We start from the raw sequence: 24,777 nt of genomic DNA, 5'->3' as shown, positions 1-24,777 counted from the left end.
GGTTAAAGGGCTTCTAAGTCAGTTTCACCGGTACGGATCCGCACCGCATGCTCGAGGTCGTAGACGAAGATTTTGCCATCGCCGATCTTACCGGTTTGTGCCGCTTTACTGATGGCCTCAATCACCGCGTCCATGTTGTCGGCTTGCGTGGCGATCTCCAGTTTTACTTTCGGGAGAAAATCCACTTGGTATTCTGCCCCGCGGTAGAGTTCGGTATGCCCTTTCTGACGACCGAAGCCCTTCACCTCAGAGACGGTCATCCCTTCAATCCCCACATCCGCCAGTGCTTCACGAACATCATCTAACTTAAAGGGTTTTATGATTGCGCTAATAATCTTCATTGCCTGCTCCTAAATAAGAATTCCATCTCACTCAAAGTTAGTAACAAACAAACAACGTGCCAACTTTTTTACCTGTTTAATTACAGCGACTTATAGATACATCATCCTCTAAACAAAAAAAGGCCGCACCATGACGGTGCAGCCTTTTCACTAAAACGACGCAAATGCCCGACGATCGCGCTTTATGGGCTCAGAATCGGGTCACAAACCCCCGCCAGGCGTCTAACACCTGCGCAAGATCTTCAAAGCCACACAACGACATGGCTTCTTCATCGTAGAAATCCATGTTCTCTTCAAGCTCGGTATCATCTTCAGAAAACAGGTAGTTAGCTTGTACTAGCGCTTCATTGTCTTGCAGGATCAAGGTTAATTCCTCCCCGACCAAGCGCCACTCTTGGGTACTGTTTTTCAATGCACCAAGTTGAGTCATCACTTGATCCATCATCGCAAAATCTTTGCCTATCGCTTCCACCAGCCAACGGCCTAGCACTTCATGTCCCATAGAGAAGATGGCATGGTAGCTCCCATCAAGGGTATTTTTCTTGAACTCGTAATCCATCGCATCCTCTGGTCTTTCGGTCGGTGATCTTGATCCCGATAATGGTAAACTGAATGGCGGCGAGTCTGTTTGCCACGCCCCCGTGCCGGAGCGCACATTTTCAGGATCTGACACCAAAATGCAACTCAATGCGACCATCGCTCGCCAAATCGTCGAACGAGCAATGAAAATCATCCACCACTCGGTGAATGTCATGGACGAACACGGCAAGATCATCGGCTCAGGCGATCCCTCTCGCCTCAACCAACGCCATGAAGGGGCTATTCTCGCGCTGAATGATAACCGGGTAGTTGAAATTGATCCGGGCACGGCACGGCAACTCAAAGGGGTTAAGCCAGGGATCAACCTGCCGATCGTCTTTCAGCATCACACCATTGGCGTGGTCGGTATTTCCGGTGCGCCGGATCAGGTGCGCAATTATGGTGAGCTGGTCAAGATGACCGCCGAGTTGATTGTCGAGCAAGAAGCCTTGATGTCGCAGGTGCAATGGAATAAACGCCACCGTGAAGAGTTGGTGCTGCAGCTGATCAAGGACACCGAACTGAACGAAGCCCAGCTGCTTTCTATCGCACAGAAGCTGGATTTGGATCTCGCCCAGCCACGCATCGCCACTATCGTAAAAGTGATCCCTTCGGCCGGAGAAGCCCTCTCGCTGGAACATTTGCAACGTATGGTGCACCTGCTGGAATACCCCGAACGGGATAACTTGGTGGGCATTGTATCGGTCTCCATGAATGAAATCGTGGTGCTCAAGCCCATCACGCTCGAAGTCGATGGCTGGTCAAAAGCGTTGGAACAAAAACGGGTCAGTAAATTGATGCAACGGGTAGAAAAAGAAAGCCACTTTTCCATTCGCATCGCCTTGGGAGAGTACTTTCCCGGCTTACAGGGACTGGCGCGTTCTTTCCAAACCGCGCAGGCCACCCTTGCCTCTGCCACCACTCACGACAGCGTCTTGTTCTATCAAGATCACCTGCTGCCGGTACTGCTCCATGGCCTCAAGCAAGATCCGTGGCGCTATGATCAACTCTCTGCGCCGCTGGTCACACTGCAGCAGCACGACCCACGCAGTACCCTACACAAAACCCTGTCGGTATTTTTTGCACAGAATTGTGACTTGGCTCAAACCTGCCAAGCCCTCTATATCCACCGCAATACCCTGCGTTATCGCCTTGACCAAATAGAGCAAATAACACACTTAAAATTCAATAACATAAGCGATAAAACCCGCCTCTATCTCGCATTAACCTGTTAGGCCCATTCGCCACATTTTGTGCATCTGCACAATTTACACCCTTCAGGGTAAGGATTTTTCGTTACCCTGCCTAAAGCTATCTCACGCGTTCCACAGTACATTCCTCGCCAATCACGATTTTCCTTTTTATTTTCTCTTTACGTGGATATGAACATGATAGAAGTCTCAACGTTAGGTGCACTGGCGGCGCTCGTTGTCGCCATCAGCTTGATCTTAAAGAAAGTCCCACCGGCCTACGGCATGATCATCGGTGCCCTTATCGGTGGTATCGTCGGCGGTGTCTCCCTGACGGACACGGTGAACCTGATGATTGGTGGCGCACAAGGCATTGTCACTGCGGTATTGCGTATTTTGGCGGCGGGTGTATTAGCCGGTGTGCTTATTGAATCAGGCGCAGCCACCTCGATTGCTGAAACCATTGTGAAAAAAGTCGGTGAAACCCGCGCCTTGTTCGCGCTGGCTGTCGCGACCATGATCCTGACCGCCGTCGGCGTGTTTGTGGATGTGGCGGTGATCACCGTGGCACCGATTGCGCTGGCGATTGCGCACCGTGCGGATCTATCCAAAATGGCGATCCTGCTGGCGATGGTTGGCGGCGGTAAAGCTGGTAACGTGATGTCACCAAACCCAAATGCCATTGCGGCAGCCGATGCGTTCAACGTGCCCCTGACGTCAGTGATGGCGGCCGGTGTAATCCCGGGCTTATTCGGTATGTTGTTTGCTTACTTCCTAGCGAAAAAACTGGTTCACCGTGGCAGCAAAGTACAACAGCATGAAGTGGTGAGTGTCGATCACAGCCGTCTACCCTCGTTTGGTGCCGCGATTGTCGCGCCCTTGATTGCTATCGCTCTGTTGGCATTACGACCTATTGCGGGCATCAATATTGACCCACTGATCGCTCTGCCACTGGGGGGCTTGGTCGGTGCCGTTGTCATGGGCCGTTTCCGTGACACTAACCACTTTGCCGTTTCCGGTTTGACCCGTATGGCACCGGTCGCCGTGATGCTACTGGGTACCGGTACCTTGGCGGGCATCATCGCTAACTCGGGCCTAAAAACAGGCTTGATTGACGTGTTAACCGCCTCTGGCCTGCCGTCTTACCTGTTGGCGCCTATCTCCGGTGCCATGATGTCACTGGCGACTGCATCCACCACCGCGGGCACAGCCGTGGCCGCGAGTGTGTTCAGCCACACCATTTTAGAATTAGGCGTTCCGGCCCTTGCTGGTGCCGCCATGATCCATGCGGGTGCGACCGTCTTTGACCATATGCCTCACGGCAGTTTCTTCCATGCGACTGGCGGTGCCGTGCACATGGACATGAAAGAACGCTTAAAGCTGATCCCTTACGAATCAGCGGTTGGTTTGATGATTGCCACCGTCTCAACCCTCATCTTCGGTGTCTTTGGTTTCTTCGTTTAAGGATTACGTCATGAAAATTATTATTGCTCCAGATTCATACAAAGAAAGCCTGACTGCGATGGACGTCGCGGTGGCGATTGAAGCCGGTTTCCGTCACGTACTGCCGGATGCCCAATACATCAAACTGCCGATGGCAGATGGCGGTGAAGGCACGGTGCAATCACTGGTCGATGCGACAGAGGGCCACATAGTGGCGCACACCGTCACAGGTCCGCTAGGTGAACCGGTTGAGGCGTTCTATGGCGTGATGGGTGACGGTAAGACTGCCGTGATTGAAATGGCTGCAGCGTCGGGTATTCATCTCGTGACGCCCGACCAACGTAACCCGTTGGTCACCACGACCCTCGGTACCGGCGAGCTGATCACAGCAGTATTAGACAAAGGCGTGGAACACATCATCATCGGGATTGGTGGCAGTGCGACCAACGACGGGGGCCTTGGCATGGCACAGGCGCTCGGCTTTAAGCTGCTTGACGCCGATGGTCAACCGCTGGGCTTTGGTGGCGGCGAACTGGCGCGTTTGGCGACCATTGATGCTTCAGGTGTCGACCCGCGTCTGGCACAGGTGAAACTGGAAGTGGCGTGTGATGTGGACAACCCACTGTGCGGCCCGAAAGGCGCTTCTCACGTGTTTGGTCCACAAAAAGGTGCGACACCCGAGATGGTTGAACAGTTGGATGCCAACCTGTCCCACTATGCTGACATCATTCGCGCCCAGTTAGGCCGCGATGTCAAAGACATGCCGGGCGCGGGCGCGGCGGGCGGTCTGGGCGCAGCCCTGTTGGGCCTGTTGAACGCTGACTTGCGTCCGGGCATTGAAATCGTCATGGACGCCGTCGATCTGGCCAGCATTGTCGAAGACGCGGATTTGGTGATCACCGGTGAAGGCCGTATCGACAGCCAAACCATTCACGGTAAAACGCCGATTGGCGTAGCCCGTACCGCAAAACGCTTTAACGTGCCCGTGATTGGCATCGCGGGTTGCCTGTCGACAGACTGCCATGTGGTGCATGACCACGGTATTGATGCGGTCTTCAGCGTGGTGCCTCGCTCGGTGAGCTTGGCGGAAGCGCTACGCGATGCCGCGGAAAACGTTGAGCAGACGGCCCGCAATGTGGCGGCCTTGCTGCAAATCACACTGCGCTAAGGCAGCATTAATTGCTACCTTAATCGGCGCGTTAATCAGCGCACAATATCGCTGATAAATGCACGCTGAATCCCGCGTGAACACACAAACAAAAGGTGGGCTTGCCCACCTTTTTTGCGCCACTTTTATACCTACCGCACAAAACCGCGATCCGCTTCTTCTCCGTACACACTGCCCCCGTGTAGGCTGAGGCACATCATTGGGCCTTCCCAGCCTCTCTCACCATCCACAGCGATTTTTAACCCGCAGGACAGCATTGATGAAGAAATTACTCGCTCTATTCACGGGCCCGACCCGTTACCCATATTTAAATGATGGCCTATTACTCCTTGTACGTCTGACGATCGGTAGCGCGATGCTTTACCACGCGATCACCAAGATCCTCCAGTTCAGCGCTTTAGCCCCCAGCTTTATGGATCCCTTCGCGCTAGGAAGCACGGCCAGCTTAGTTATTGCCATTACCATTCAAAGCATCACAGGATTAGCGTTAGTGCTGGGCTTTTTTACTCGCCCTGCTGCCCTGTTGTTGTGTGGTGCAATGGGCTTTGCCGCTTACACCTTAGGCACGCAAGGTAGCCTGCTAAATGGTGAACCCGCGGCGCTGTACAGCGTGTTTGCGTTCTCGCTACTGATCCAAGGCGGTGGCCGGATCAGCCTGGAACACGTTTTGGTGAAACGTTATAAAGCCGCAGGCGCCGTCGGCAGCAGCGACAAAGCAAAAACCAAGGCAAAAGAAAAAGCGGCAACCGAGCAAACCGCTAGCGACAAGACGGCCACTGACAAGGCAAGCGCTGACACGCAGGCCCACAGCAGCGATGAAAAAAGCACCACGACGGCATAAGCCTCGTCATCTCATTTGGCCATATTCGGCCATAAAAAACGCCTCCCACTGGGAGGCGTTTTGTTTACGCTTTATTTGTCAGTTTAACCACTTACCTATTAACCTAGGTCGTGGCCACAATTACGCAGGCTGCTGAATGATCACGTCATCCGCTTTCTTGGTGTACTGTTCCATACGATGGAAGTTCAAGTAGCGGTAGGTATCCGCTGCCGTTGCATCAATCTGCTTAGCGTATTCTAGGTACTCTGCCATGGTCGGGATACGCCCCAAGATCGCACCGACTGCCGCCAGTTCTGCCGATGACAAGTAGACGTTCGCACCGGTCCCCAAACGGTTCGGGAAGTTACGGGTCGAGGTCGACATCACCGTCGCTTTGTCAGCGACACGGGCTTGGTTACCCATACATAACGAACACCCAGGGGTTTCAATGCGTACCCCTGCGCGACCGAAGATGCCGTAATAGCCTTCTTCCGTCAGCTGATCTTTGTCCATTTTGGTTGGTGGTGCGACCCACAAACGGGTATCCAACTGGCCACCAAACTTCTCAAGCAACTTACCGGCCGCACGGAAGTGACCGATGTTAGTCATACACGAACCAATGAACACTTCATCAATGGTTGTGCCTTGTACCTCAGACAACAAACGCGCGTCATCCGGATCATTCGGGGCACACAAGATAGGCTCTTTAATGTCCGCCAGATCAATCTCAATCACGTACGCATAGTCCGCATCACTGTCAGCGGTCATCAACTCAGGGTTCGCGACCCACGCTTCCATGGCTGTGATGCGACGCTCAATAGTACGACGATCGCCGTACCCTTCTGCGATCATCCACTTCAGCATCACGATATTTGAATTCAAGTACTCGGTAATGGATTCTGGTGACAGCTTCACCGTACAGCCTGCGGCACTGCGCTCTGCCGAGGCATCAGACAGCTCAAACGCCTGCTCCACACTGAGGTGTTCAACGCCTTCAATTTCCAGTACGCGGCCTGAGAATTCATTGATCTTACCGGCTTTCTCTACCGTTAACAGACCTTGTTGAATCGCGTAGTACGGGATGGCATGCACCAAATCACGCAGGGTGATCCCGTCTTGCATCTCGCCTTTGAAACGCACCAAAATAGATTCAGGCATATCCAATGGCATCACGCCCGTCGCGGCCGCAAACGCCACCAAGCCCGAACCGGCAGGGAAAGAGATCCCCAATGGGAAACGGGTATGAGAATCACCGCCCGTACCGACCGTATCCGGCAGCAGCATGCGGTTCAACCATGAGTGGATCACGCCATCACCCGGACGCAGTGACACACCGCCACGGTTCATGATGAAATCCGGTAGTGTATGGTGGGTGTTCACATCAATCGGTTTTGGGTACGCCGAGGTGTGACAGAACGACTGCATGGTCAGTTCCGCCGAGAAACCGAGACACGCCAAATCTTTCAGCTCATCACGGGTCATCGGGCCGGTGGTATCTTGCGATCCCACGGTCGTCATTTTCGGTTCACAGTACGTGCCAGGACGCACGCCTTCTACACCACACGCTTTACCGACCATTTTCTGAGCCAGGGTGTACCCCTTGCCGGAGTCTTCCACCGCCACAGGACGACGGAACACATCAGAAGCCGGTAACGCTAAGGCTTGGCGGGCACGATCCGTCAGGCCACGGCCGATGATCAACGGAATACGGCCACCCGCGCGTACTTCGTCGATCAGTACATCGGTTTTCAGGCCAAACGTTGAAACCAATTCATCGCTGTCATGGCGACGTACTTCACCTTTGAATGGGTAGACGTCAATCACATCGCCCATCGCCAACGCCGTCACATCGACTTCAATCGGCAACGCACCAGCATCTTCCATGGTGTTAAAGAAAATCGGCGCAATCTTGCCGCCTAACACGTAGCCACCGGCACGCTTATTGGGCACATTCGGAATGTCATCGCCCATGAACCACAACACCGAGTTAGTGGCAGACTTACGCGAAGACCCCGTACCGACAACATCGCCGACATACACCAACTGGTGGCCTTTTTCTTTCAGCGCATCAATCTGTGCGATCGGGCCAATCTCACCCGCTTTCTCAGGTTCAATGCCTTCGCGTTCATTTTTCAGCATTGCGAGGGCATGCAGTGGAATATCAGGACGCGACCACGCATCCGGCGCCGGAGAAAGATCATCGGTATTGGTTTCACCGGTGACTTTAAAAACAGTTAAGGTAATTTTCTCTGCCAGTGCAGGCTTGGACAAGAACCACTCGGCATCCGCCCATGACTGGATCACCTGTTGTGCAGCAGCATTGCCCGCTTTGGCTTTTTCTTCGACATCATAGAAGGCATCAAACATCAGTAGCGTGTGAGACAGGGTTTTCACGGCAATGGGTGCCAGCACGCTATCGTCCAGCAAGGCAATCAGCGGCTCAATGTTATAGCCCCCTTGCATGGTACCAAGCAGCGCAGCGGCTTTTTCTGGGCTAACAATCGGTGAAGCAACGTCGCCACGCGTCAGCGCAGCTAAGAAACCCGCTTTGACATAGGCCGCTTCATCCACACCGGGAGGAATACGGTTTTCCAGCAGATCCAGCAGAAAGGCTTCCTCGCCAGCCGGTGGGCTTTTTAGCAATTCAACCAGCGCAACCACTTGCTCTGCATCGAGTGGCTTCGGGACAATTCCTTCTGCAGCACGTTCTTCGACGTGTTTACGGTAGGCTTCAAGCACGACATATTCCTCATTTTAGGTTTGGCACGAACCGCCAAACATCCTTGGAAGTGATTGATCTCGCTTGTACCGTCAACGGGAGAGAGGCAGTTCGGGAACAACAACGCCATGCCTTGTGCCCTGTACAGTGAGATCAAAACCGTCTTTTGAGCATATCAGTTTTAACGTAAAATTAAAATCCACCCGAATTTTACAACATTCACAAATTTCACATATAAATTCGACAACTTACCGTATCAATCACTGTGACACGAAAAATCAGCCCCTATAAAGCGTGATATCTGTGGCACAACCCTTCCGCATGAGAAAAAAGCCGCCCCTCTTTACGGGTATGGCTACCCGGCTTTCTTCAACGATAAGAGAAATCGGTGATCTAAATCACTAAAGTTTTTACGACTACCTGCAGATAAAAAGACACACGCGCTGATACCAAGGCAGGTCTATTCACACCCTCGTCTTCTCGGCCAGCACCCCATTGCACGACACGCGATCCCTGATGCATTTCATCTTATTAACGCATCATGTTATCCATCGGCTTAAATATCTTCTCGACGGTAGGCCTACCCTATGACCATCCATTCATTCACGATCAAACAGAAACTGGTTTGCAGCTTTGTCTTTGCAGTCCTGTTTTCGACCTCTTTGGTCAGTTTCATCAGCCTTCGCCAATCTCATCAGGTGATCGAAAAACGCATTCTTACTTCTGAACTCCCTGCCATTCTGATGCAGTTCAATAACGCCATAGATAAAGAGATTTCGGTCTTGCTGGCGGCCGCACAACAACTGGCCCAAAGTGGTTTGATGATTCAACACGTGGCGGCGCCGTTATCCCCGGATCAAGACCGCACGATTCTCACCGAATTGCGTACTATCAAGCGCCAATACAACCTGCTTGATGCGTCGGTTGCGAACCGCGACAGTGGGCAGTATTGGATGGATAGCTTTACAACGGCCAAGCAACACAAACCCCAAGGGTGGTTCCGCACGCTGGTCAATAGCGGCCAAGAAACCGCCCTGAGTGTCTATCGGGAAGACAATGGTGAGGTGAAGCTCTTCATTAATTACCAGCAACCACAAGGCGTACTGTTAGGCGGGTTATCGAAGTCCATGGACAGCATGGTGAACTTCATCAATCAGTTCACGCTGGAGCAAACCGGCTTCATCTATCTGGCAGACAGCCAAGGCCGTATTCGCCTGCACAAAGGCAAAACCAATGATCAGAATGCGCAATTACAACATGAATACAGCCAAGCTGTCAGTCAGGTGTTGCTGAATAAATCGACCTTCAACGTCACCAAAATCGACCGTGAGGGGCAACCGCTGATCGTTGCCTCCAGCTATATCCCGTCAATGGATTGGTTTATCGTGGCCGAATTACCCGAACATGAGGCATTCACCGCGTTAGACTCTGTGACCCAAACCATCATGCTGTGGACCGTGGCGATCGTGTTTGTGTTCATTCTGCTGGCCGTCTTTATTGCCGCCAATATCACGCAGCCGATAAACCGTCTTGCCCGCGTCTTTAACGAGTTGGGGGATGGGGATGGCGATTTGCGCCACCGTCTGCCCATTGAAGGCAGCGATGAAATGGCACAACTGTCGACAGGCTTTAACCGCTTCATCGACAAGATCCACCACTCAGTCAAAGAGGTCGCGCAAACCGGCAATGCCCTGCGCGCCGCCGCTGAATCCGTCGCACTGCAAGCTGACACCAGCCTCAATACCAGTCACAGCCAGCGTGACCGTACCTTGCAGCTAGTCACCGCCATTAACCAAATGGGGGCGACCGTCAGCGACATCGCCAGCAATGCCGCCCACGCCGCAGAGTCAGCCTCGAATGCCGAAGCCGAAACCGGTAACGGTCAGCAGGTGGTAGGACAAGCCCGCGACAACATCAATCAATTGTCGCAAGACATCAGTCAGGTGAATCAGGTGATTGAGTCGCTGGCTAACAACACCCAAGCGATTGGCACCATTTTGGATGTGATCCGCGCCATTTCTGAGCAAACCAATTTGCTGGCACTGAACGCCGCCATTGAAGCAGCACGCGCAGGCGAACAAGGCCGAGGCTTTGCGGTGGTGGCCGATGAGGTACGCAATCTGGCCTCTCGTACAGCCGCATCAACTGATGAGATCCAAACCATGATCAACCGCCTGCAGCAAGAAGCGAGCAATGCGGTAACGGCCATGGTACAAAGCCGTCAATTGACCTCTAACGGCGTCTCGGCATCCGATGAAGCCTCCTGCGCGTTGCAGTCTATTGCCGAGCGGATCAGCCTGATCTCTGACATGAACATGCAAGTGGCGGCGGCAACCGAAGAGCAATCTACCGTGGTGAATGACATCAATCGTAGCATCGATGAGATCAGTGAAGGCACCCAGAGTGCAGCAGATACGGCCAACGATCTGGCGCAATCTAGTCAGGCATTGCGTGAATTGTCACAGCGCCTCGAAAGCTTAGTCGGCACCTTTAAGATCTAAGCCCAAAAACAGGTACAAAAAAAGCGCCCTAGCTCATCACTAGGGCGCTTTTTTCTTATTCAAACAACGGCGAGGTAATTACTTACGCTTTACCGCTTTTGCGTTTGGCAAATCAGTGATTGAACCTTCAAACACTTCAGCAGCTAAGCCAACAGATTCGTGTAGCGTTGGGTGCGCGTGGATAGTCAATGCGATATCTTCCGCATCACAACCCATCTCGATCGCTAGACCGATTTCACCCAGTAGCTCACCACCGTTTGTACCGACGATAGCACCACCGATCACACGGTGCGTGTCTTTGTCGAAGATCATCTTCGTCATACCGTCAGCACAGTCAGACGCGATAGCACGGCCAGATGCCGCCCATGGGAAGGTCGCAACTTCGTAGTTAATGCCTTCTGCTTTCGCTTCTTTCTCTGTCTTACCGACCCACGCAACTTCTGGCTCAGTATAGGCAATTGAAGGGATCACTTTAGGATCGAAGTAGTGCTTCTTACCTGAAATGACTTCTGCCGCTACGTGGCCTTCATGCACACCTTTGTGTGCCAGCATTGGCTGACCCACGATGTCGCCGATCGCGAAGATGTGTGGCACGTTAGTACGCATTTGCTTATCAACGTTAATGAAACCGCGCTCATCCACTTCGATACCGGCTTTCTCAGCATCCAGCAGTTTACCGTTAGGTACACGGCCGATAGCCACAAGCACCGCATCGTAACGCGTGGCTTCTGAAGGCGCTTTTTTGCCTTCCATTGACACGTAAATACCGTCTTCTTTCGCTTCAACCGCGGTCACTTTCGTTTCCAGCATCAGGTTGAATTTCTTGCTGATACGCTTCGTGAAGACTTTGATGATGTCTTTATCGGCAGCAGGGATCACTTGATCAAACATTTCAACAACGTCGACCTGAGAACCCAATGCGTGGTAAACCGTACCCATTTCTAGGCCGATGATACCGCCACCCATAACCAGTAGCTTCTCTGGTACTTCTTTCAGCTCTAGCGCGTCAGTTGAGTCCCAGATACGTGGATCTTCATGCGGGATAAACGGTAGCTCGATAGGACGAGAACCTGCCGCGACGATCACGTTATCAAACGTGACAGTTGTTGGGCCATCTGCGCCTTCAACCACGATGGTGTTCGGGCCAGTAAATTTACCGTAACCGTTCACCACGTTTACTTTACGCATCTTAGCCATACCGCCAAGACCGCCAGTTAGCTGGGTGATAACTTTGTCTTTCCACAAACGGATCTTGTTGATATCGGTTTGAGGCTCACCGAATACCACGCCGTGCTCCGCCATCGCTTTCGCTTCTTCAATTACTTTCGCAACGTGAAGTAGCGCTTTAGAGGGGATACAGCCAACGTTCAAACATACACCACCTAGCGTGCTGTACTTTTCAATAAGGATGGTCTCTAGACCCAAATCTGCGCTGCGGAATGCCGCAGAATAACCCGCAGGGCCTGAACCCAATACCACTACCTGGGCTTTAATTTCTTTACTCATCATGACCTCGTTGTAAGTCTTTTATCCCTAACAGGCTATTCGTCAGTGCATTTTGTTTCAGTTAACTAACAATTTTACAGAGTTGTTAACAAAGCAAAAGTGGCAGTGCAACAGCCTGTGAGCTACGCAACACTTCCATGCCCGCCGAGCGGGCATGGGGGTTAACGCAATAGGAAACCTTAAAGCACCAAACGGCGGATATCAGATAGACAACCGTTTAGGTAAGTAATGAAGCGTGCACCTTCTGCACCATCAATCACACGGTGATCGTATGACAGTGACAGTGGAAGCTGTAGGCGCGGTTCAAACTCTTTACCGTTCCATACAGGCTTCATTTCAGACTTCGACACACCCAAGATACCGACTTCAGGTGCATTCACGATTGGTGTGAACGCTGTACCACCGATACCGCCTAGGCTCGAGATAGTGAAGCAACCACCCTGCATGTCAGCAGCCGTTAGCTTGCCTGAACGGGCTTTCTTCGATACTTCTGCCAGTTCTGCAGATAGCTCGTAGATCCCTTTCTTGTTCACGTCTTTAAAGACAGGAACAACAAGACCGTTTGGCGTGTCTACCGCAATACCCACGTTCACGTACTTCTTCAGGATCAGGCTTTCACCGTCATCAGAAAGTGAAGAGTTAAACGCTGGGAACGCTTCTAGTGCTTTCGCAACGGCTTTCATGATGAACACAAGTGGTGTGATCTTCATGCCGGTATCGTTCTTCGCTTCGATGGCATTCTGCTCTTTACGGAATGCTTCTAGCGCAGTGATATCTGCATTGTCCCACTGTGTAACGTGCGGGATCATCACCCAGTTACGGTGCAGGTTCGCGCCAGAGATCTTCTTGATGCGAGATAGCGGCTGAACTTCTGTTTCACCAAACTTGCTGAAGTCAATCTTCGGCCAAGGCAGTAGGCCCAATGCTGCGCCATCACCTTTACCCGAAGCAGACGCTGCAGCACCTGACTCAAGACGCTTAAGTGCATCTTTAACGAAGTTCTGTACGTCTTCTTTCAAGATACGGTGCTTACGGCCCGTGCCCTTCACTTTCGCCAAGTTCACGCCGAATTCACGCGCAAGACGACGTACAACCGGAGACGCATGCGCGTACTCGTTGTTCGCTTCAAATTCGCCCGTTGCTGCAGGTGCTGCTGCCGGAGCCGCAGGCGCTGCAGCTGGTGCTGAAGCCGCCGGTGCCGCTACCGCAACAGGTGCTGCGCCAGCCACCGGAGTGCCGGCCACTTCAAATACCATGATCAGTGAGCCAGTAGACACTTTGTCACCCGCTGCGATCTTGATTTCTTTGATGGTGCCCGCGAACGGTGCAGGCACTTCCATTGAAGCTTTGTCGCCTTCAACAGTGATCAAAGATTGCTCTTCTTCTACTGTATCGCCAACCGCAACCATGATTTCAGTGACTTCAACTTCGTCACCGCCGATGTCTGGCACGTGTACGTCTTTCGCTGCAGAGGCTGCTGGAGCTGCCGCTACAGGTGCCGCTACAGGTGCCGCTACAGGTGCCGCTGCTTGTGCAACTGGCGCTGCCGGCGCAGAGCCTGCAACTTCAAAGATCATAACCAATGAACCGGTAGACACTTTGTCGCCCGCTGCAATTTTGATTTCTTTTAGCACGCCCGCAAACGGTGCTGGCACTTCCATTGAAGCCTTGTCGCCTTCAACAGTAAGAAGCGATTGCTCTTCTTCGATGCTGTCGCCAACGGCAACCATGATTTCAGTCACTTCGACTTCATCACCACCGATATCCGGTACGTGCACTTCTTTCAGCTCAGCTGCTGCAACAGGTGCCGCTACTGGTGCTTCTGCCACAGGAGCCGCTGCTGCGCCTTCTGCTTCAAAGATCATGATAAGAGAACCAGTAGAGACAGAGTCACCCACTGCGATCTTGATTTCTTTCACGATACCCGCTTGAGAAGCCGGTACTTCCATAGAAGCCTTGTCGCCTTCTACTGTGATAAGAGATTGTTCTTCTTCAACCTTGTCGCCTACGCTCACAAGAATCTCAGTAACTTCAACCTCATCCGCACCGATGTCCGGTACATTAATTTCGATTGCCATGTTTAATTGCCTCTTACGCGTATAGCGGGTTGATCTTGTCTGCGTCGATGTCGAATTTCTTGATTGCTTCAACAATCACAGATTTCTCGATATCACCACGTTTAGCCAGTTCAGTCAGTGCAGCCACAACCACGTAACCTGCATTCACTTCAAAGTGACGACGTAGGTTCGCACGGCTGTCTGAGCGACCGAAGCCATCAGTACCCAACACTTTGTACGACTCAGAAGGCATGTACGCACGTACTTGCTCTGCGTAGTTCTTCATGTAATCCGTCGCAGCGATAGCTGGCTCATTGCCCAGTACCGTTGTGATGTAAGGGACTTTCTGCTCTGCTTCTGGGTGCAGCATGTTGAAACGCTCTGCATCCTGACCATCGCGCGTCAGTTCGTTGAAAGAGGTCACAGAGTAAACGTCAGACGCTACGCCGTACTCTTCGCTCAGGATCTGTGCGGCCTTGCGCACTTCATTCATGATCGTACCTGAGCTCATCAACTGAACTTTCTTCTCACCGGCGTAAGATTCTAGCTTGTAGATACCCTTACGAATGCCTTCTTCTGCGCCTTCTGGCATCGCTGGCATCGCGTAGTTTTCGTTCATTACTGTTAGGTAGTAGTAAACGTTCTCTTGATTCTCACCGTACATGCGACGGATACCGTCTTGCATGATAACCGCTAGCTCGTAAGCAAACGTTGGATCGTAAGAGATACAGTTCGGTACTGTGTTCGCCATGATGTGTGAGTGACCATCTTCGTGCTGAAGACCTTCACCGTTTAGCGTGGTACGACCGGCTGTTGCGCCCAATAGGAAGCCACGTGCTTGTTGGTCACCCGCTAGCCATGCCATGTCGCCAATACGTTGGAAACCGAACATTGAGTAGTAGATGTAGAACGGGATCATTGGAAGATCGTTGGTGCTGTAAGACGTTGCCGCCGCTACCCACGATGCCATTGAACCCAGTTCGTTGATACCTTCTTGCAGTACCTGACCAGACGTTGCTTCTTTGTAGTAAGAAACGATGCCTTTATCTTCTGGGGTGTACTCCTGACCGTGCGGGTTGTAGATACCCACCTGACGGAACAGGCCTTCCATACCGAACGTACGGGCTTCATCACAGATGATTGGCACGATGTTCTTACCGATGTTTTTATCTTTCAGTAAGATGTTCAACGTACGTACGTAAGCCATCGTAGTTGAGATATCACGCTTTTGCTCACCCAATAGTGGGGCAAAATCTTCTAGCTCAGGTACCTTAAATTCTTGTGTGAACTTAGGCAGACGCTTAGGTGTGTAACCGTGTAGCGCATCACGACGAGCGTGCAGGTAGTTGTACTCTGCAGAGCCTTCTTCCAACTTCAAGTAAGGAAGTGACTTCATGTCTTCATCAGAAAGCAGGTCTTCTAGACCTAGACGATCACGCAGGTGTTGAACATGGGTCATGTCCATTTTCTTCACGCCGTGCGCAATGTTCTTGCCTTCTGCGGCTTCACCCATGCCGTAACCTTTAACGGTTTTCGCCAGGATCACCGTTGGCTTGCCGTTTGTCTCTTTTGCATTGTTGAATGCAGCAAACAGCTTAGATGAATCGTGACCACCACGCTTAAGCGCAAAGATTTCATCATCGGTCATGTCTGCAACAAGTGCAGCTGTTTCAGGGTACTTACCGAAGAAGTGCTCACGCACGTAAGCGCCGTCTTTTGACTTGAATGTCTGGTAGTCACCATCGATGGTTTCGTTCATTAGCTGAAGAAGTTTACCGGTGGTGTCTTTCGCAAGTAGAGAATCCCAGTTGCTACCCCAAATCACTTTAACAACGTTCCAACCAGCGCCTTTGAACAGGCCTTCTAGTTCTTGAATGATGCTACCGTTACCCATAACCGGGCCGTCTAGGCGCTGTAGGTTACAGTTGATAAGGAAACAAAGGTTGTCCAGCTTTTCACGGGCAGCGAAAGAAATCGCACCGCGTGATTCTGGCTCATCCATCTCACCGTCACCCAAGAACGCGTACACGCGCTGTGCGCCCGTTTCTTTCAGACCACGGCCTTCCAAGTACTTCAGGAAGCGTGCTTGATAGATAGCAGAAATCGGGCCAAGACCCATAGAAACGGTTGGGAACTGCCAGAACTCAGGCATCAATTTCGGGTGCGGGTAAGAAGGAATACCTTTACCATCGACTTCTTGACGGAAGTTATCTAGCTGCTCTTCAGTCAGACGACCTTCAACGAACGCACGAGAATAAATACCTGGAGAGATATGACCTTGGTAGTAAACCAAATCACCGCCGTCCACCTCGTTAGGGGCGCGGAAGAAGTGGTTAAAGCAGACTTCATAGAACGCAGACGCAGACTGGTAAGATGCCATGTGGCCACCCAAGTCTAAATCTTTCTTCGAAGCACGCAGTACGATCATGATCGCGTTCCAACGGATAATGGAACGAATACGGCGCTCAAGCGTGGTATCACCCGGATACGCAGGCTCTTTATCGGCTGGGATGGTGTTGATGTAGTTGGTAGTGATACCTGTTGGCATATCTACGCCATCAAGACGAGCCTTGTCCAGTACTTGCTCAAGTAGGAACTGGGCGCGCTCTACACCTTCTTCACGAACGACTGATTCAAGGGCTTCAAGCCAATCTTGAGTTTCCAGTGCATCCACGTCATTTTTCATGACTTCAGACATGCGATCTATCCTTTCGTTGATAATCTACAAAACTAACAATGTCGCGACTGTTTACGACCACTCTTTCATTGTAATGAGCAGTATTAATCCAGCCCGTCCTTGCGTTGTTGAACCCGACGAAGTGAGCGTTCACGACGGCTCTCTTCACGCGATAAATCCAACAGGGTTTCCTCGATATAAGCCAAATGTGCATGCGATGCTTCACGGGCCCGCTCGGGCTCGCCCGAAACGATCGCCTGGACAATAGTGGCTCGGTGATTTCGCACTTTTTCCACCACCTCAGGGCGGCGGTTCAAGCGCTCAAAGTTTTGTAATATGTTTTGCTCCAGCAACGGTATCAGGCTGCGCATGATATGCAGCAGCACCACGTTATGGGCGGATTCGGTTACCGCGATCAAGTACTGCATCACAGCGGCGGCTTCGGCCGATAAATCGCCTTGTTGCTGAGCGTCCTGTATCCGCGTATGACACGCGCGGATACGGGTAAAATCGTCATCATTCCCCCGCAAAGCTGCATAGTAGGCAGCAAGGCCTTCTAGTGCATGACGGGATTCCAGCAAATCACGCTGGGTTTCAGGGTGCGCCGACAACAGCGCCAGTAACGGATCAGAAAAGTGCTGCCACAGTTTTTCGCTAACAAAGGTGCCATCACCTTGACGGCGGGTCAGTAACTGTTTGGCTTCTAAACGCTGGATCGCTTCGCGAACGGAAGGACGAGAGACATCGAACTGCTTAGCCAACTCACGCTCAGGCAACAACTGCTGCCCGGGGGATAAGGTTCCCTCCAGGATCAGTCGCTCGAGTTCTTGCTCGATAGCATCTGAAAGCTTGGGTTGGCGAATGCGTTTATAAGTCATTTATTATTGTGTCTTCGTTGTACTTATTACGTCTCTAGACAGTCCGGCATTACTGCGGGTAATTGGTCTTACCAATTAACGGTTGAGAGAAATTTTACAGAAATAATTGAAGATGTCTACCGACAACTTGATTGAAATCATAGAATGGAGGTGGATTTAACAAAAATTTCAACTTGTGAAATCTTGTTAAAACATGTTGAGCAAAAGTCATCAACAGATAGAGAGGCAAAGACAAAGCCACGAAAAGTCAAAAAACCGCAGAGCCACACCGGCCTCAGCCGAAATAAAGAGGCGAACCCTGTCGCCAAACGCCACAGGGCAGGTCACCGATCACAACGATGACTTGTAAGCGAACCAATCAAACGCAAGGCCCGGATCTGTCTTTCGTCCCGGCGCAATAAATTCATGCCCCGTGATCCGACCGCTATCAATCCGTGGATAGTGCACCATCAACACACGGCTTAATGCCGACAGCGTCTTATATTGTGCAGAGGTATAAGGAAGGGTGTCCGTGCCCTCTAACTCGATCCCTATCGAGTAGTCATTACATTTATCACGCCCAGCAAATTGCGAGAAACCCGCATGCCAAGCGCGACCATTGAACGGCACAAACTGAATGATATCGCCATTGCGACGGATTAAACAGTGAGCTGAGACACGAAACTTATGAATCAACGTGAAATAAGGATGCACCGCAGGATCCAATTGCCCAGTAAACAGCTGCTCTATATACGGGCCACCAAACTGACCGGGCGGTAAACTGATGTTGTGGATCACCAATAAAGAGATATCGTCTTCATCTTCCCGTTCATCATAAAACGGGGAAGGGACATGCTTCACCCCTTCTAGCCAGTGATGCTGATTAATCGTAAACATGGAAAAGTCCTGTGTTCGAGGTTCGAGGTTCGAGGTTCGAGGTTCGAGGTTCGAGGTTCGAGGTTCGAGGTTCGAGGTTCGAGGCAGACTCGCTGAGCCACGAAAACAAGTCAAGTCTTTCCAATCATCCCGCTTTCACTTAACACTCGATCCTCTATGACTCTTCTGAACCATAGGACCATAGGACCATAGGACCATAGGACCATAGGACCATAGGACCATAGCTTCTGCCTTATCCGATTTTCCCGCAACAACTATAGGATCTCCTCTCCCCTCCCTGTATGCTTTCATCGTGAACAATGCGGTATCGAACCGCTCTTTCTACTCTCTTGCTATGGACTTGTCATGACTCAAATGGAAAAGACACACGACAGTGCCACTCGCCTACAGGCGCTCAAACAACAACTTCCTGGCGAGATCCGCCGCGCCGTCGCCGATGCGCTACATGAAGATCTCGGCATCGGCCAGCATGGCCACATTGACGCCAGCCGCGACATTACCGCTAACCTGATCCCCGCTGATAGCCACGATGTGGCAACTCTCATCACGCGCGAACAGGGTATTTTTTGCGGTCAACAATGGGCGGAAGAAGTCTTCCACCAGCTTGGCGGTACCGTCAAAATTGAATGGCACGTCCAAGACGGCGATCGCGTGCAGCCGAATCAAACCCTGTGTACGCTGACTGGCCCCTCACGCGCCTTGCTTACTGGCGAGCGTACCGCAATGAACTTTATTCAGACCTTATCAGGCTGTGCCACCACAGTCTCGGCCTATTCCAGCCAACTGGAAGGCACCGGCTGTCGCTTACTCGACACCCGCAAAACTATTCCCGGCATGCGCAGCGCGCTCAAATATGCCGTGACCTGTGGCGGCGGTTTCAGTCACCGCATCGGTGTGTATGATGCTTACCTCATTAAAGAGAACCACATCATTGCTTGTGGCGGCATTGCCGCGGCTATTCTTGCAGCAAAAGCCCAATGCCCCGACAAGCCGGTAGAAATAGAAACCGAAACGCTGGATGAGCTGCGCCAAGCCATTGACGCGGGCGCTGACATTGTCATGCTGGATAACTTCACCTTAGACATGATGCGCGAGGCCGTGGCACTCAATGCCGGGCGTGCAGCACTAGAGAACTCCGGCAACGTCACCCTAGAGACCATCCGCGAGATGGCGAGCACCGGGGTCGACTATATTTCCGTTGGTGCACTGACCAAGCACCTGCGCGCCATGGATCTTTCCATGCGCTTCCAGCCGAAATAACCGTCTCGACCTCCTTATCTCCTTTTTAAAAGTAGGGCATCATAGTGATCATTGTCTCAATGTTGCCCGTTTTGTCTTTTTCCTCACCACTTCCACCTCGTCGAAGTGAGTCAGAAAACACCCCGATTTTGATTCCATAGGGCGAAAAAGCTCACACTCAATCGCAGTATGAAATGAAATGCATGTAACATGTTTGGTTTTTTTTTAGACTGAGCCGAGCAATCAATGTTAGTGAATTCTGCCTATTGTGCTAAGGGCATATCCTTCCCCTACCGAAATTACTCTTCGGCTTGTTAGCTAAACATTTGGAAAATTTAAAAAGGAAAGAAACATGAAAGGGCAAGTAAGAAAGATGCAAAAAGGTTTTACCTTGATTGAATTGATGATCGTTGTTGCAATCATCGGTATTTTGAGCGCATTTGCTATTCCAGCATACCAAGACTACGTAGCAAAAGCTGAAGCGAATACTGGCCTCGGTGAATTAGCAGCACTAAAAACTAATGTTGAAGATCACGTATTGAATAATGGTGTATTCCCTGCTACTCCTGCTGATGTTAATGGTTCTGCAGCCGGTTCTAAAGGGGCAATTTCATTTACCGTTGATCCAACGACATCAACAATGGTTTACACTTTTGCCAATTCATCACCAGCTATTAACACTAAGATTATTACTCTTAGCCGTACTATGGCAACTGGCGTGTGGACTTGCACAACAACAATTGCAGATGCAAAACTAAAACCAGGCAACTGCGCATAATGCACACCAACCTCGCTTCCATTCTGCATCAGGCTAATCTGATTAGTCAGGCAGAGCAGCAGCAGGTGGTGGACATGATACAAGCTGAGGGGACCTCTGTTCCCTCGGCTTTGTTACAACTGGGGATCCTCACCAGTGGTGAATTGGTTCGCCAATTGGAATTGATTTTCTCCATCGCCCAAGTCGATGTTCACCAATACGACTACGCTGACTGCTGTAAAAACCTCAATCTGCGCGACCCTATCTTGCGTCATAAAGTGTTGCCGCTCCATGCCACTGACAGCACTTTGTTCATTGGTCTCAGCGACCCCACCTTGAACGATGCGCTGGATGAGTTTCGCTTTACCACCGGCAAAAGCGTTGAACCGTTGCTGCTCGATCACAAACAGCTTGAAGCCGCCATTCGCCGTGTTTACGGCAGCGACATTGACGGCCAAAGTGCCCAGCGCCAACCCAGCGTCAGCGACAGTGACTTAGGCGACTTGGTCGACCTCAGTGACGGTGAAACCGTCGAAGAAGCGACTGACATCAGTACCGATACCGCGCCAGTCACCCGTTATATCAACCAAATTCTGCTCGATGCGGTACGTAAAAGTGCCTCGGACATTCACTTTGAGCCGTATGAGAAAACCTACCGCATTCGGCTGCGTTGTGACGGGATCTTGCATCAACATGCCACGCCACCGGCTACGCTGTCGCGCCGACTGTCGACCCGTTTAAAGGTGATGTCAAAGCTCAATATCGCCGAGCGCCGTCAGCCACAAGATGGACGGATCAAACTCAAAATTTCGCCAACACTGGCGATCGATTTGCGCGTGTCGACTTTACCCACATTGTGGGGCGAAAAAGTGGTGCTGCGTATTTTGGACAGCTCCAGCGCCAACTTAGACATCGATATTCTCGGTTATAACCCCCAACAAAAGCAGGCCTACCTCGATGCGCTCAAACAACCGCAGGGGATGATACTAATGACCGGCCCGACCGGTAGCGGCAAAACTGTTTCCTTGTATACCGGCTTGAAGATTCTCAATACCGATGAGCGCAACATTTCGACGGCGGAAGATCCAGTGGAAATCAACTTACCGGGCATTAATCAGGTACAAATCAACACCACGGTCGGTCTAGGATTCGCCGAAGCCCTGCGTTCATTTTTACGTCAAGACCCGGATGTGGTGATGGTCGGCGAAATCCGCGATATTGAAACCGGTGGTATTGCGGTAAAAGCCGCCCAAACCGGTCACTTGGTACTCTCTACCCTGCATACTAACTCAGCCGCCGAAACCATCACCCGCTTGACCAACATGGGCATTGAAGACTTTAACTTGGCCTCCTCACTGAGTCTGATCATTGCTCAGCGCTTGGGACGCCGCTTGTGCAAACACTGCAAATTGGTCGATGACCTTGATGATTTTGTAAGAGAAAAACTCAAGATCCCCGCCTTTCAGGTGGTGTATAAAGCCAGCGAACTCGGCTGCGACGAATGCAACAAAGGCTACATCGGCCGCGTCGGCATTTATGAAGTCATGCCTTTCTCCCGTGAACTAGCCCAAGCCCTCATGGCCAAGGCCACGACGTTAGAACTGGAAACCCTTGCTTGCCAGCAAGGCATGATGACCTTGCAACAAGCCGGGGTCGAGAAACTGTGCGACGGCGTCACCAGCCTGAGCGAATTACAACGCGTGCTGCACTTTGCCTAATGGCCGAGTGCATGGGTTGAGGTTTGGGGTGATGCTGATGAACCGGATACTCAACCCACGATAACGCATACCGTGCAGCACGTTATTTTTATCATGTTTAACAAGGAAGTCACAGTATGGCACAAGCCAGCCGCATTCGTTATTACCACTGGCGTGGGGTGAACCAAGCAGGGAAAAAACTCTCTGGTGTCATGTTGGGGTTTCAAGAGCAAGAAGTGCGCGCCAAACTGACCGAGCAACGTATTCAGGTCAAAAAGCTTAAACATCGCGCCCCCTCAACGTTGAGCAAATTGCGTAATCAGGTTAAAGCTACCGACATCACCGCCATCACCCGCCAGCTCGCCACCATGGTCGGATCCGGAGTGCCGGTAGTACAAGCACTCAAACTCATGGCGGATAGCCATCATAAAGCCGAAGCGCGTGCCGTATTGTCACAGGTAGCGATTCAAGTTGAGTCAGGGTCCTCACTGGCGCGCGCCATGCGCACCAGTTCTCCCTTATTTGATAATTTTTATTGCGACCTCATTGCCACCGGTGAACAAACCGGTCACTTAGCCCAAGTGTTTGAGCGTATTGCCACCTACCGTGAAAAGCACGAAGAGATGCGCAAAAAAGTCATCAAGGCGATGATTTACCCCACCATGGTGACTCTGACAGCCATCGGTGTCACCATTATGATGTTGGTGTTTGTCATTCCTCAGTTTGCCTCTATTTTTAAGGGCTTTGGGGCTGAACTTCCCGCTTTTACCCAGCTTGTCATTGATATGTCAGATTGGCTCATTGCCTATGGCCTCTATTTGGCTTTGGGTTTAACTACTTTTATCGTTCTTTTCAGTTACCAATATAAGCGCTCTGACAAAACTAAACTATCGGTACACCGCTTCAATCTACGCATCCCTATTATCGGCGGGGTACTTCTTAAAGCCACGGTCGCCCGTTTTGCTCGTACCTTGGCGACGACGTTTAGTGCCGGTATCCCCTTGCTCAGTGGCTTGCAATCTGCCGCTAAAACCACCGGTAACTTACACATTGAACAAGCAGCTATGGAAGCCCATGCTAATACGGCGGCGGGGATGCCGCTGCACATTGCCCTGCGTCAGTGTGACATTTTCCCCGAACTGATGCTGCAGATGACCATGATCGGGGAAGAATCCGGCTCACTCGATGACATGCTCAATAAAATGGCCACCTTGTATGAGCAAGAAGTTGATAACACAGTCGATAACCTTGGAAAAATACTTGAACCGCTAATCATCATCGTTCTGGGGGGGCTTATCGGTGGCTTACTCGTCGCTATGTATATGCCAATCTTTACCCTTATGAGTGTGATTGGTTAACGCGCTACTGCACAAAAGGTTGAGATTCTAGGATCTCAACCTCAATTCCCCTACAATATTCCCCCTTCAATACCGATGAGAGATCGTACATGGACTTGCTCACCCTGACCCCTTGGTTGTTTCCCGTTTTTGCTGCCATTTTCGGGCTGCTGATCGGCAGTTTTCTCAATGTGGTGATTTACCGTCTGCCAATCATGATGGAACGCCAGTGGCAAGCCGAATGTGCGGAATATTTCCCTGAGACAGCACCCAGCGGTGAAGCAGCCGAGCCGCAACCCACGTTCAATTTGAGTGTGCCGCGTTCCCGCTGCCCGCAATGCCAACACCCGATCAGCGCATTGGAAAACATTCCGGTCATCAGTTGGTTGGTGTTAAAAGGCCGTTGTAAGCATTGCCAAACGCCGATCAGTGCTCGCTACCCGGCGGTCGAAGCCTTTACCGCGTTAGTCGCCCTGACGGTCGCGCTGGTCTTGCCGACCTCTGAATGGGCGATCGCGGTCATTTTCTTTAGCTTTGCCCTGATCGCATTGGCGTTTATCGATATCGATAACATGCTGCTGCCGGATCAAATCACCCTGCCGCTGATGTGGGCGGGGATCTTACTGGCCGTGATCGGCTATTCACCGCTTAGCCTGCAAGATGCAGTAATCGGCGCGATGGCCGGTTACCTCTCGCTGTGGAGCGTCTATTGGCTGTTTAAGCTAATCACCGGTAAAGAAGGCATGGGCTACGGTGACTTTAAATTACTGGCTGCGCTCGGCGCATGGTTAGGCTGGCAATTACTGCCGTTTGTGGTGCTGACGTCTTCGCTACTGGGGGCGATCTGCGGCCTAATCATGATGCGGATGCAGCAGTCTGACAGCCAAACGCCGTTTTCTTTTGGCCCGTATCTGGCGCTGGCGGGGTGGATTGCCATCTTATGGGGCGAACCTCTGGTAAACTGGTACCTCTCGAGCTATTTAGGAATGTAA

At 51.5% G+C, this 24,777-nt stretch carries 18 protein-coding genes; 10 read left to right on the top strand and 8 right to left on the bottom strand.

Features of this window, described 5'->3' with window-relative positions:
* Window positions 1–2: 2 nt before the first annotated feature.
* Together glnK and L4C36_RS04255 are read right to left on the bottom strand one after the other, a co-directional pair.
* Window positions 3–341 (bottom strand): P-II family nitrogen regulator, encoded by a 339-nt coding sequence (glnK, locus tag L4C36_RS04260; protein WP_428476545.1) that lies wholly within the window; start codon window positions 339–341, stop codon window positions 3–5.
* 190 nt (window positions 342–531) lie between these two features.
* Complete coding sequence (locus tag L4C36_RS04255; RefSeq protein WP_428476544.1) at window positions 532–900, bottom strand: YacL family protein; 369 nt, start codon at window positions 898–900, stop codon at window positions 532–534.
* A gap of 118 nt (window positions 901–1,018) precedes the next feature.
* On the opposite strand from L4C36_RS04255, the gene L4C36_RS04250 reads away from it, so the two are divergent.
* From L4C36_RS04250 to L4C36_RS04235, 4 genes are all read left to right on the top strand, one after another.
* Complete coding sequence (locus L4C36_RS04250; RefSeq protein WP_428476543.1) at window positions 1,019–2,155, top strand: sugar diacid recognition domain-containing protein; 1,137 nt, start codon at window positions 1,019–1,021, stop codon at window positions 2,153–2,155.
* Window positions 2,156–2,308: 153 nt separating this feature from the next.
* On the top strand, window positions 2,309–3,574 hold the full coding sequence (locus L4C36_RS04245) for a GntP family permease (protein ID WP_428476542.1): 1,266 nt from the start codon (window positions 2,309–2,311) through the stop codon (window positions 3,572–3,574).
* Window positions 3,575–3,584: 10 nt separating this feature from the next.
* Window positions 3,585–4,721: a glycerate kinase gene (locus L4C36_RS04240; RefSeq protein ID WP_428476541.1), complete on the top strand. Its 1,137-nt coding sequence runs from the start codon at window positions 3,585–3,587 to the stop codon at window positions 4,719–4,721.
* Window positions 4,722–4,980: 259 nt separating this feature from the next.
* A complete protein-coding gene (locus tag L4C36_RS04235; RefSeq protein ID WP_428476540.1) occupies window positions 4,981–5,562 on the top strand; it encodes a DoxX family protein in 582 nt (193 codons plus the stop codon).
* Window positions 5,563–5,682: 120 nt separating this feature from the next.
* On the opposite strand, the gene acnB is transcribed toward L4C36_RS04235, so the two are convergent.
* On the bottom strand, window positions 5,683–8,280 hold the full coding sequence (acnB, locus tag L4C36_RS04230; protein WP_428476539.1) for a bifunctional aconitate hydratase 2/2-methylisocitrate dehydratase: 2,598 nt from the start codon (window positions 8,278–8,280) through the stop codon (window positions 5,683–5,685).
* Between the two features lie 567 nt (window positions 8,281–8,847).
* Here acnB and L4C36_RS04225 point away from each other — a divergent pair.
* Window positions 8,848–10,761 (top strand): methyl-accepting chemotaxis protein, encoded by a 1,914-nt coding sequence (locus L4C36_RS04225; protein ID WP_428476538.1) that lies wholly within the window; start codon window positions 8,848–8,850, stop codon window positions 10,759–10,761.
* Window positions 10,762–10,839: 78 nt separating this feature from the next.
* On the opposite strand, the gene lpdA is transcribed toward L4C36_RS04225, so the two are convergent.
* The 5 genes from lpdA to ampD form a co-directional block, all read right to left on the bottom strand.
* Complete coding sequence (lpdA, locus tag L4C36_RS04220; RefSeq protein ID WP_428476537.1) at window positions 10,840–12,267, bottom strand: dihydrolipoyl dehydrogenase; 1,428 nt, start codon at window positions 12,265–12,267, stop codon at window positions 10,840–10,842.
* A gap of 179 nt (window positions 12,268–12,446) precedes the next feature.
* Entirely contained in the window at window positions 12,447–14,345 is a 1,899-nt protein-coding gene (aceF, locus tag L4C36_RS04215; protein ID WP_428476536.1) for a pyruvate dehydrogenase complex dihydrolipoyllysine-residue acetyltransferase, read from the bottom strand.
* A 13-nt stretch (window positions 14,346–14,358) separates the two neighbouring features.
* The gene (gene aceE / locus L4C36_RS04210; RefSeq protein WP_428476535.1) at window positions 14,359–17,022 is read right to left on the bottom strand and encodes a pyruvate dehydrogenase (acetyl-transferring), homodimeric type; all 2,664 of its coding nucleotides are present in this window, start codon (window positions 17,020–17,022) and stop codon (window positions 14,359–14,361) included.
* A gap of 83 nt (window positions 17,023–17,105) precedes the next feature.
* Window positions 17,106–17,879 carry a pyruvate dehydrogenase complex transcriptional repressor PdhR gene (gene pdhR / locus L4C36_RS04205; RefSeq protein WP_428476534.1) on the bottom strand — a complete coding sequence of 258 codons (774 nt, stop codon included), beginning with the start codon at window positions 17,877–17,879 and terminating at the stop codon, window positions 17,106–17,108.
* Window positions 17,880–18,209: 330 nt separating this feature from the next.
* A complete protein-coding gene (gene ampD / locus L4C36_RS04200) occupies window positions 18,210–18,755 on the bottom strand; it encodes a 1,6-anhydro-N-acetylmuramyl-L-alanine amidase AmpD (protein ID WP_428476533.1) in 546 nt (181 codons plus the stop codon).
* A gap of 354 nt (window positions 18,756–19,109) precedes the next feature.
* Between ampD and nadC the strand changes: the two genes are divergently transcribed.
* The 5 genes from nadC (at window position 19,110) to L4C36_RS04175 (ending at window position 24,777) form a co-directional block, all read left to right on the top strand.
* Window positions 19,110–20,015, top strand: a complete 906-nt coding sequence (nadC, locus tag L4C36_RS04195; RefSeq protein ID WP_428476567.1) for a carboxylating nicotinate-nucleotide diphosphorylase — start codon at window positions 19,110–19,112, stop codon at window positions 20,013–20,015.
* A 331-nt stretch (window positions 20,016–20,346) separates the two neighbouring features.
* Window positions 20,347–20,772 carry a pilin gene (locus L4C36_RS04190; RefSeq protein ID WP_428476532.1) on the top strand — a complete coding sequence of 142 codons (426 nt, stop codon included), beginning with the start codon at window positions 20,347–20,349 and terminating at the stop codon, window positions 20,770–20,772.
* On the top strand, window positions 20,772–22,469 hold the full coding sequence (gene pilB / locus L4C36_RS04185) for a type IV-A pilus assembly ATPase PilB (protein WP_428476531.1): 1,698 nt from the start codon (window positions 20,772–20,774) through the stop codon (window positions 22,467–22,469). Before L4C36_RS04190 ends, pilB begins: the two co-directional genes overlap by 1 nt.
* Window positions 22,470–22,585: 116 nt before the next feature.
* A complete protein-coding gene (locus tag L4C36_RS04180; RefSeq protein ID WP_428476530.1) occupies window positions 22,586–23,806 on the top strand; it encodes a type II secretion system F family protein in 1,221 nt (406 codons plus the stop codon).
* Between the two features lie 89 nt (window positions 23,807–23,895).
* Window positions 23,896–24,777 (top strand): prepilin peptidase, encoded by an 882-nt coding sequence (locus L4C36_RS04175; RefSeq protein WP_428476529.1) that lies wholly within the window; start codon window positions 23,896–23,898, stop codon window positions 24,775–24,777.

This window comes from Photobacterium japonica (assembly GCF_050337005.1).
Classification (GTDB): domain Bacteria; phylum Pseudomonadota; class Gammaproteobacteria; order Enterobacterales; family Vibrionaceae; genus Photobacterium; species Photobacterium japonica.
The sequence above is the reverse complement of the archived record's forward strand: the minus strand, read 5'-3'. Positions and strand labels throughout refer to the sequence as shown.

Bases quoted from the DNA above. Each gene is read 5' to 3' on its own strand.
- ampD (WP_428476533.1), bottom strand. From the start codon at position 18,755: ATGTTTACGATTAATCAGCATCACTGGCTAGAAGGGGTGAAGCATGTC.
- L4C36_RS04240 (WP_428476541.1), top strand. From the start codon at position 3,585: ATGAAAATTATTATTGCTCCAGATTCATACAAAGAAAGCCTGACTGCG.
- aceE (WP_428476535.1), bottom strand. From the start codon at position 17,022: ATGTCTGAAGTCATGAAAAATGACGTGGATGCACTGGAAACTCAAGAT.
- L4C36_RS04255 (WP_428476544.1), bottom strand. From the start codon at position 900: ATGGATTACGAGTTCAAGAAAAATACCCTTGATGGGAGCTACCATGCC.
- glnK (WP_428476545.1), bottom strand. From the start codon at position 341: ATGAAGATTATTAGCGCAATCATAAAACCCTTTAAGTTAGATGATGTT.
- pilB (WP_428476531.1), top strand. From the start codon at position 20,772: ATGCACACCAACCTCGCTTCCATTCTGCATCAGGCTAATCTGATTAGT.
- L4C36_RS04175 (WP_428476529.1), top strand. From the start codon at position 23,896: ATGGACTTGCTCACCCTGACCCCTTGGTTGTTTCCCGTTTTTGCTGCC.
- L4C36_RS04235 (WP_428476540.1), top strand. From the start codon at position 4,981: ATGAAGAAATTACTCGCTCTATTCACGGGCCCGACCCGTTACCCATAT.
- L4C36_RS04180 (WP_428476530.1), top strand. From the start codon at position 22,586: ATGGCACAAGCCAGCCGCATTCGTTATTACCACTGGCGTGGGGTGAAC.
- L4C36_RS04245 (WP_428476542.1), top strand. From the start codon at position 2,309: ATGATAGAAGTCTCAACGTTAGGTGCACTGGCGGCGCTCGTTGTCGCC.
- aceF (WP_428476536.1), bottom strand. From the start codon at position 14,345: ATGGCAATCGAAATTAATGTACCGGACATCGGTGCGGATGAGGTTGAA.
- L4C36_RS04225 (WP_428476538.1), top strand. From the start codon at position 8,848: ATGACCATCCATTCATTCACGATCAAACAGAAACTGGTTTGCAGCTTT.
- L4C36_RS04190 (WP_428476532.1), top strand. From the start codon at position 20,347: ATGAAAGGGCAAGTAAGAAAGATGCAAAAAGGTTTTACCTTGATTGAA.
- nadC (WP_428476567.1), top strand. From the start codon at position 19,110: ATGGAAAAGACACACGACAGTGCCACTCGCCTACAGGCGCTCAAACAA.
- lpdA (WP_428476537.1), bottom strand. From the start codon at position 12,267: ATGAGTAAAGAAATTAAAGCCCAGGTAGTGGTATTGGGTTCAGGCCCT.
- L4C36_RS04250 (WP_428476543.1), top strand. From the start codon at position 1,019: ATGCAACTCAATGCGACCATCGCTCGCCAAATCGTCGAACGAGCAATG.
- pdhR (WP_428476534.1), bottom strand. From the start codon at position 17,879: ATGACTTATAAACGCATTCGCCAACCCAAGCTTTCAGATGCTATCGAG.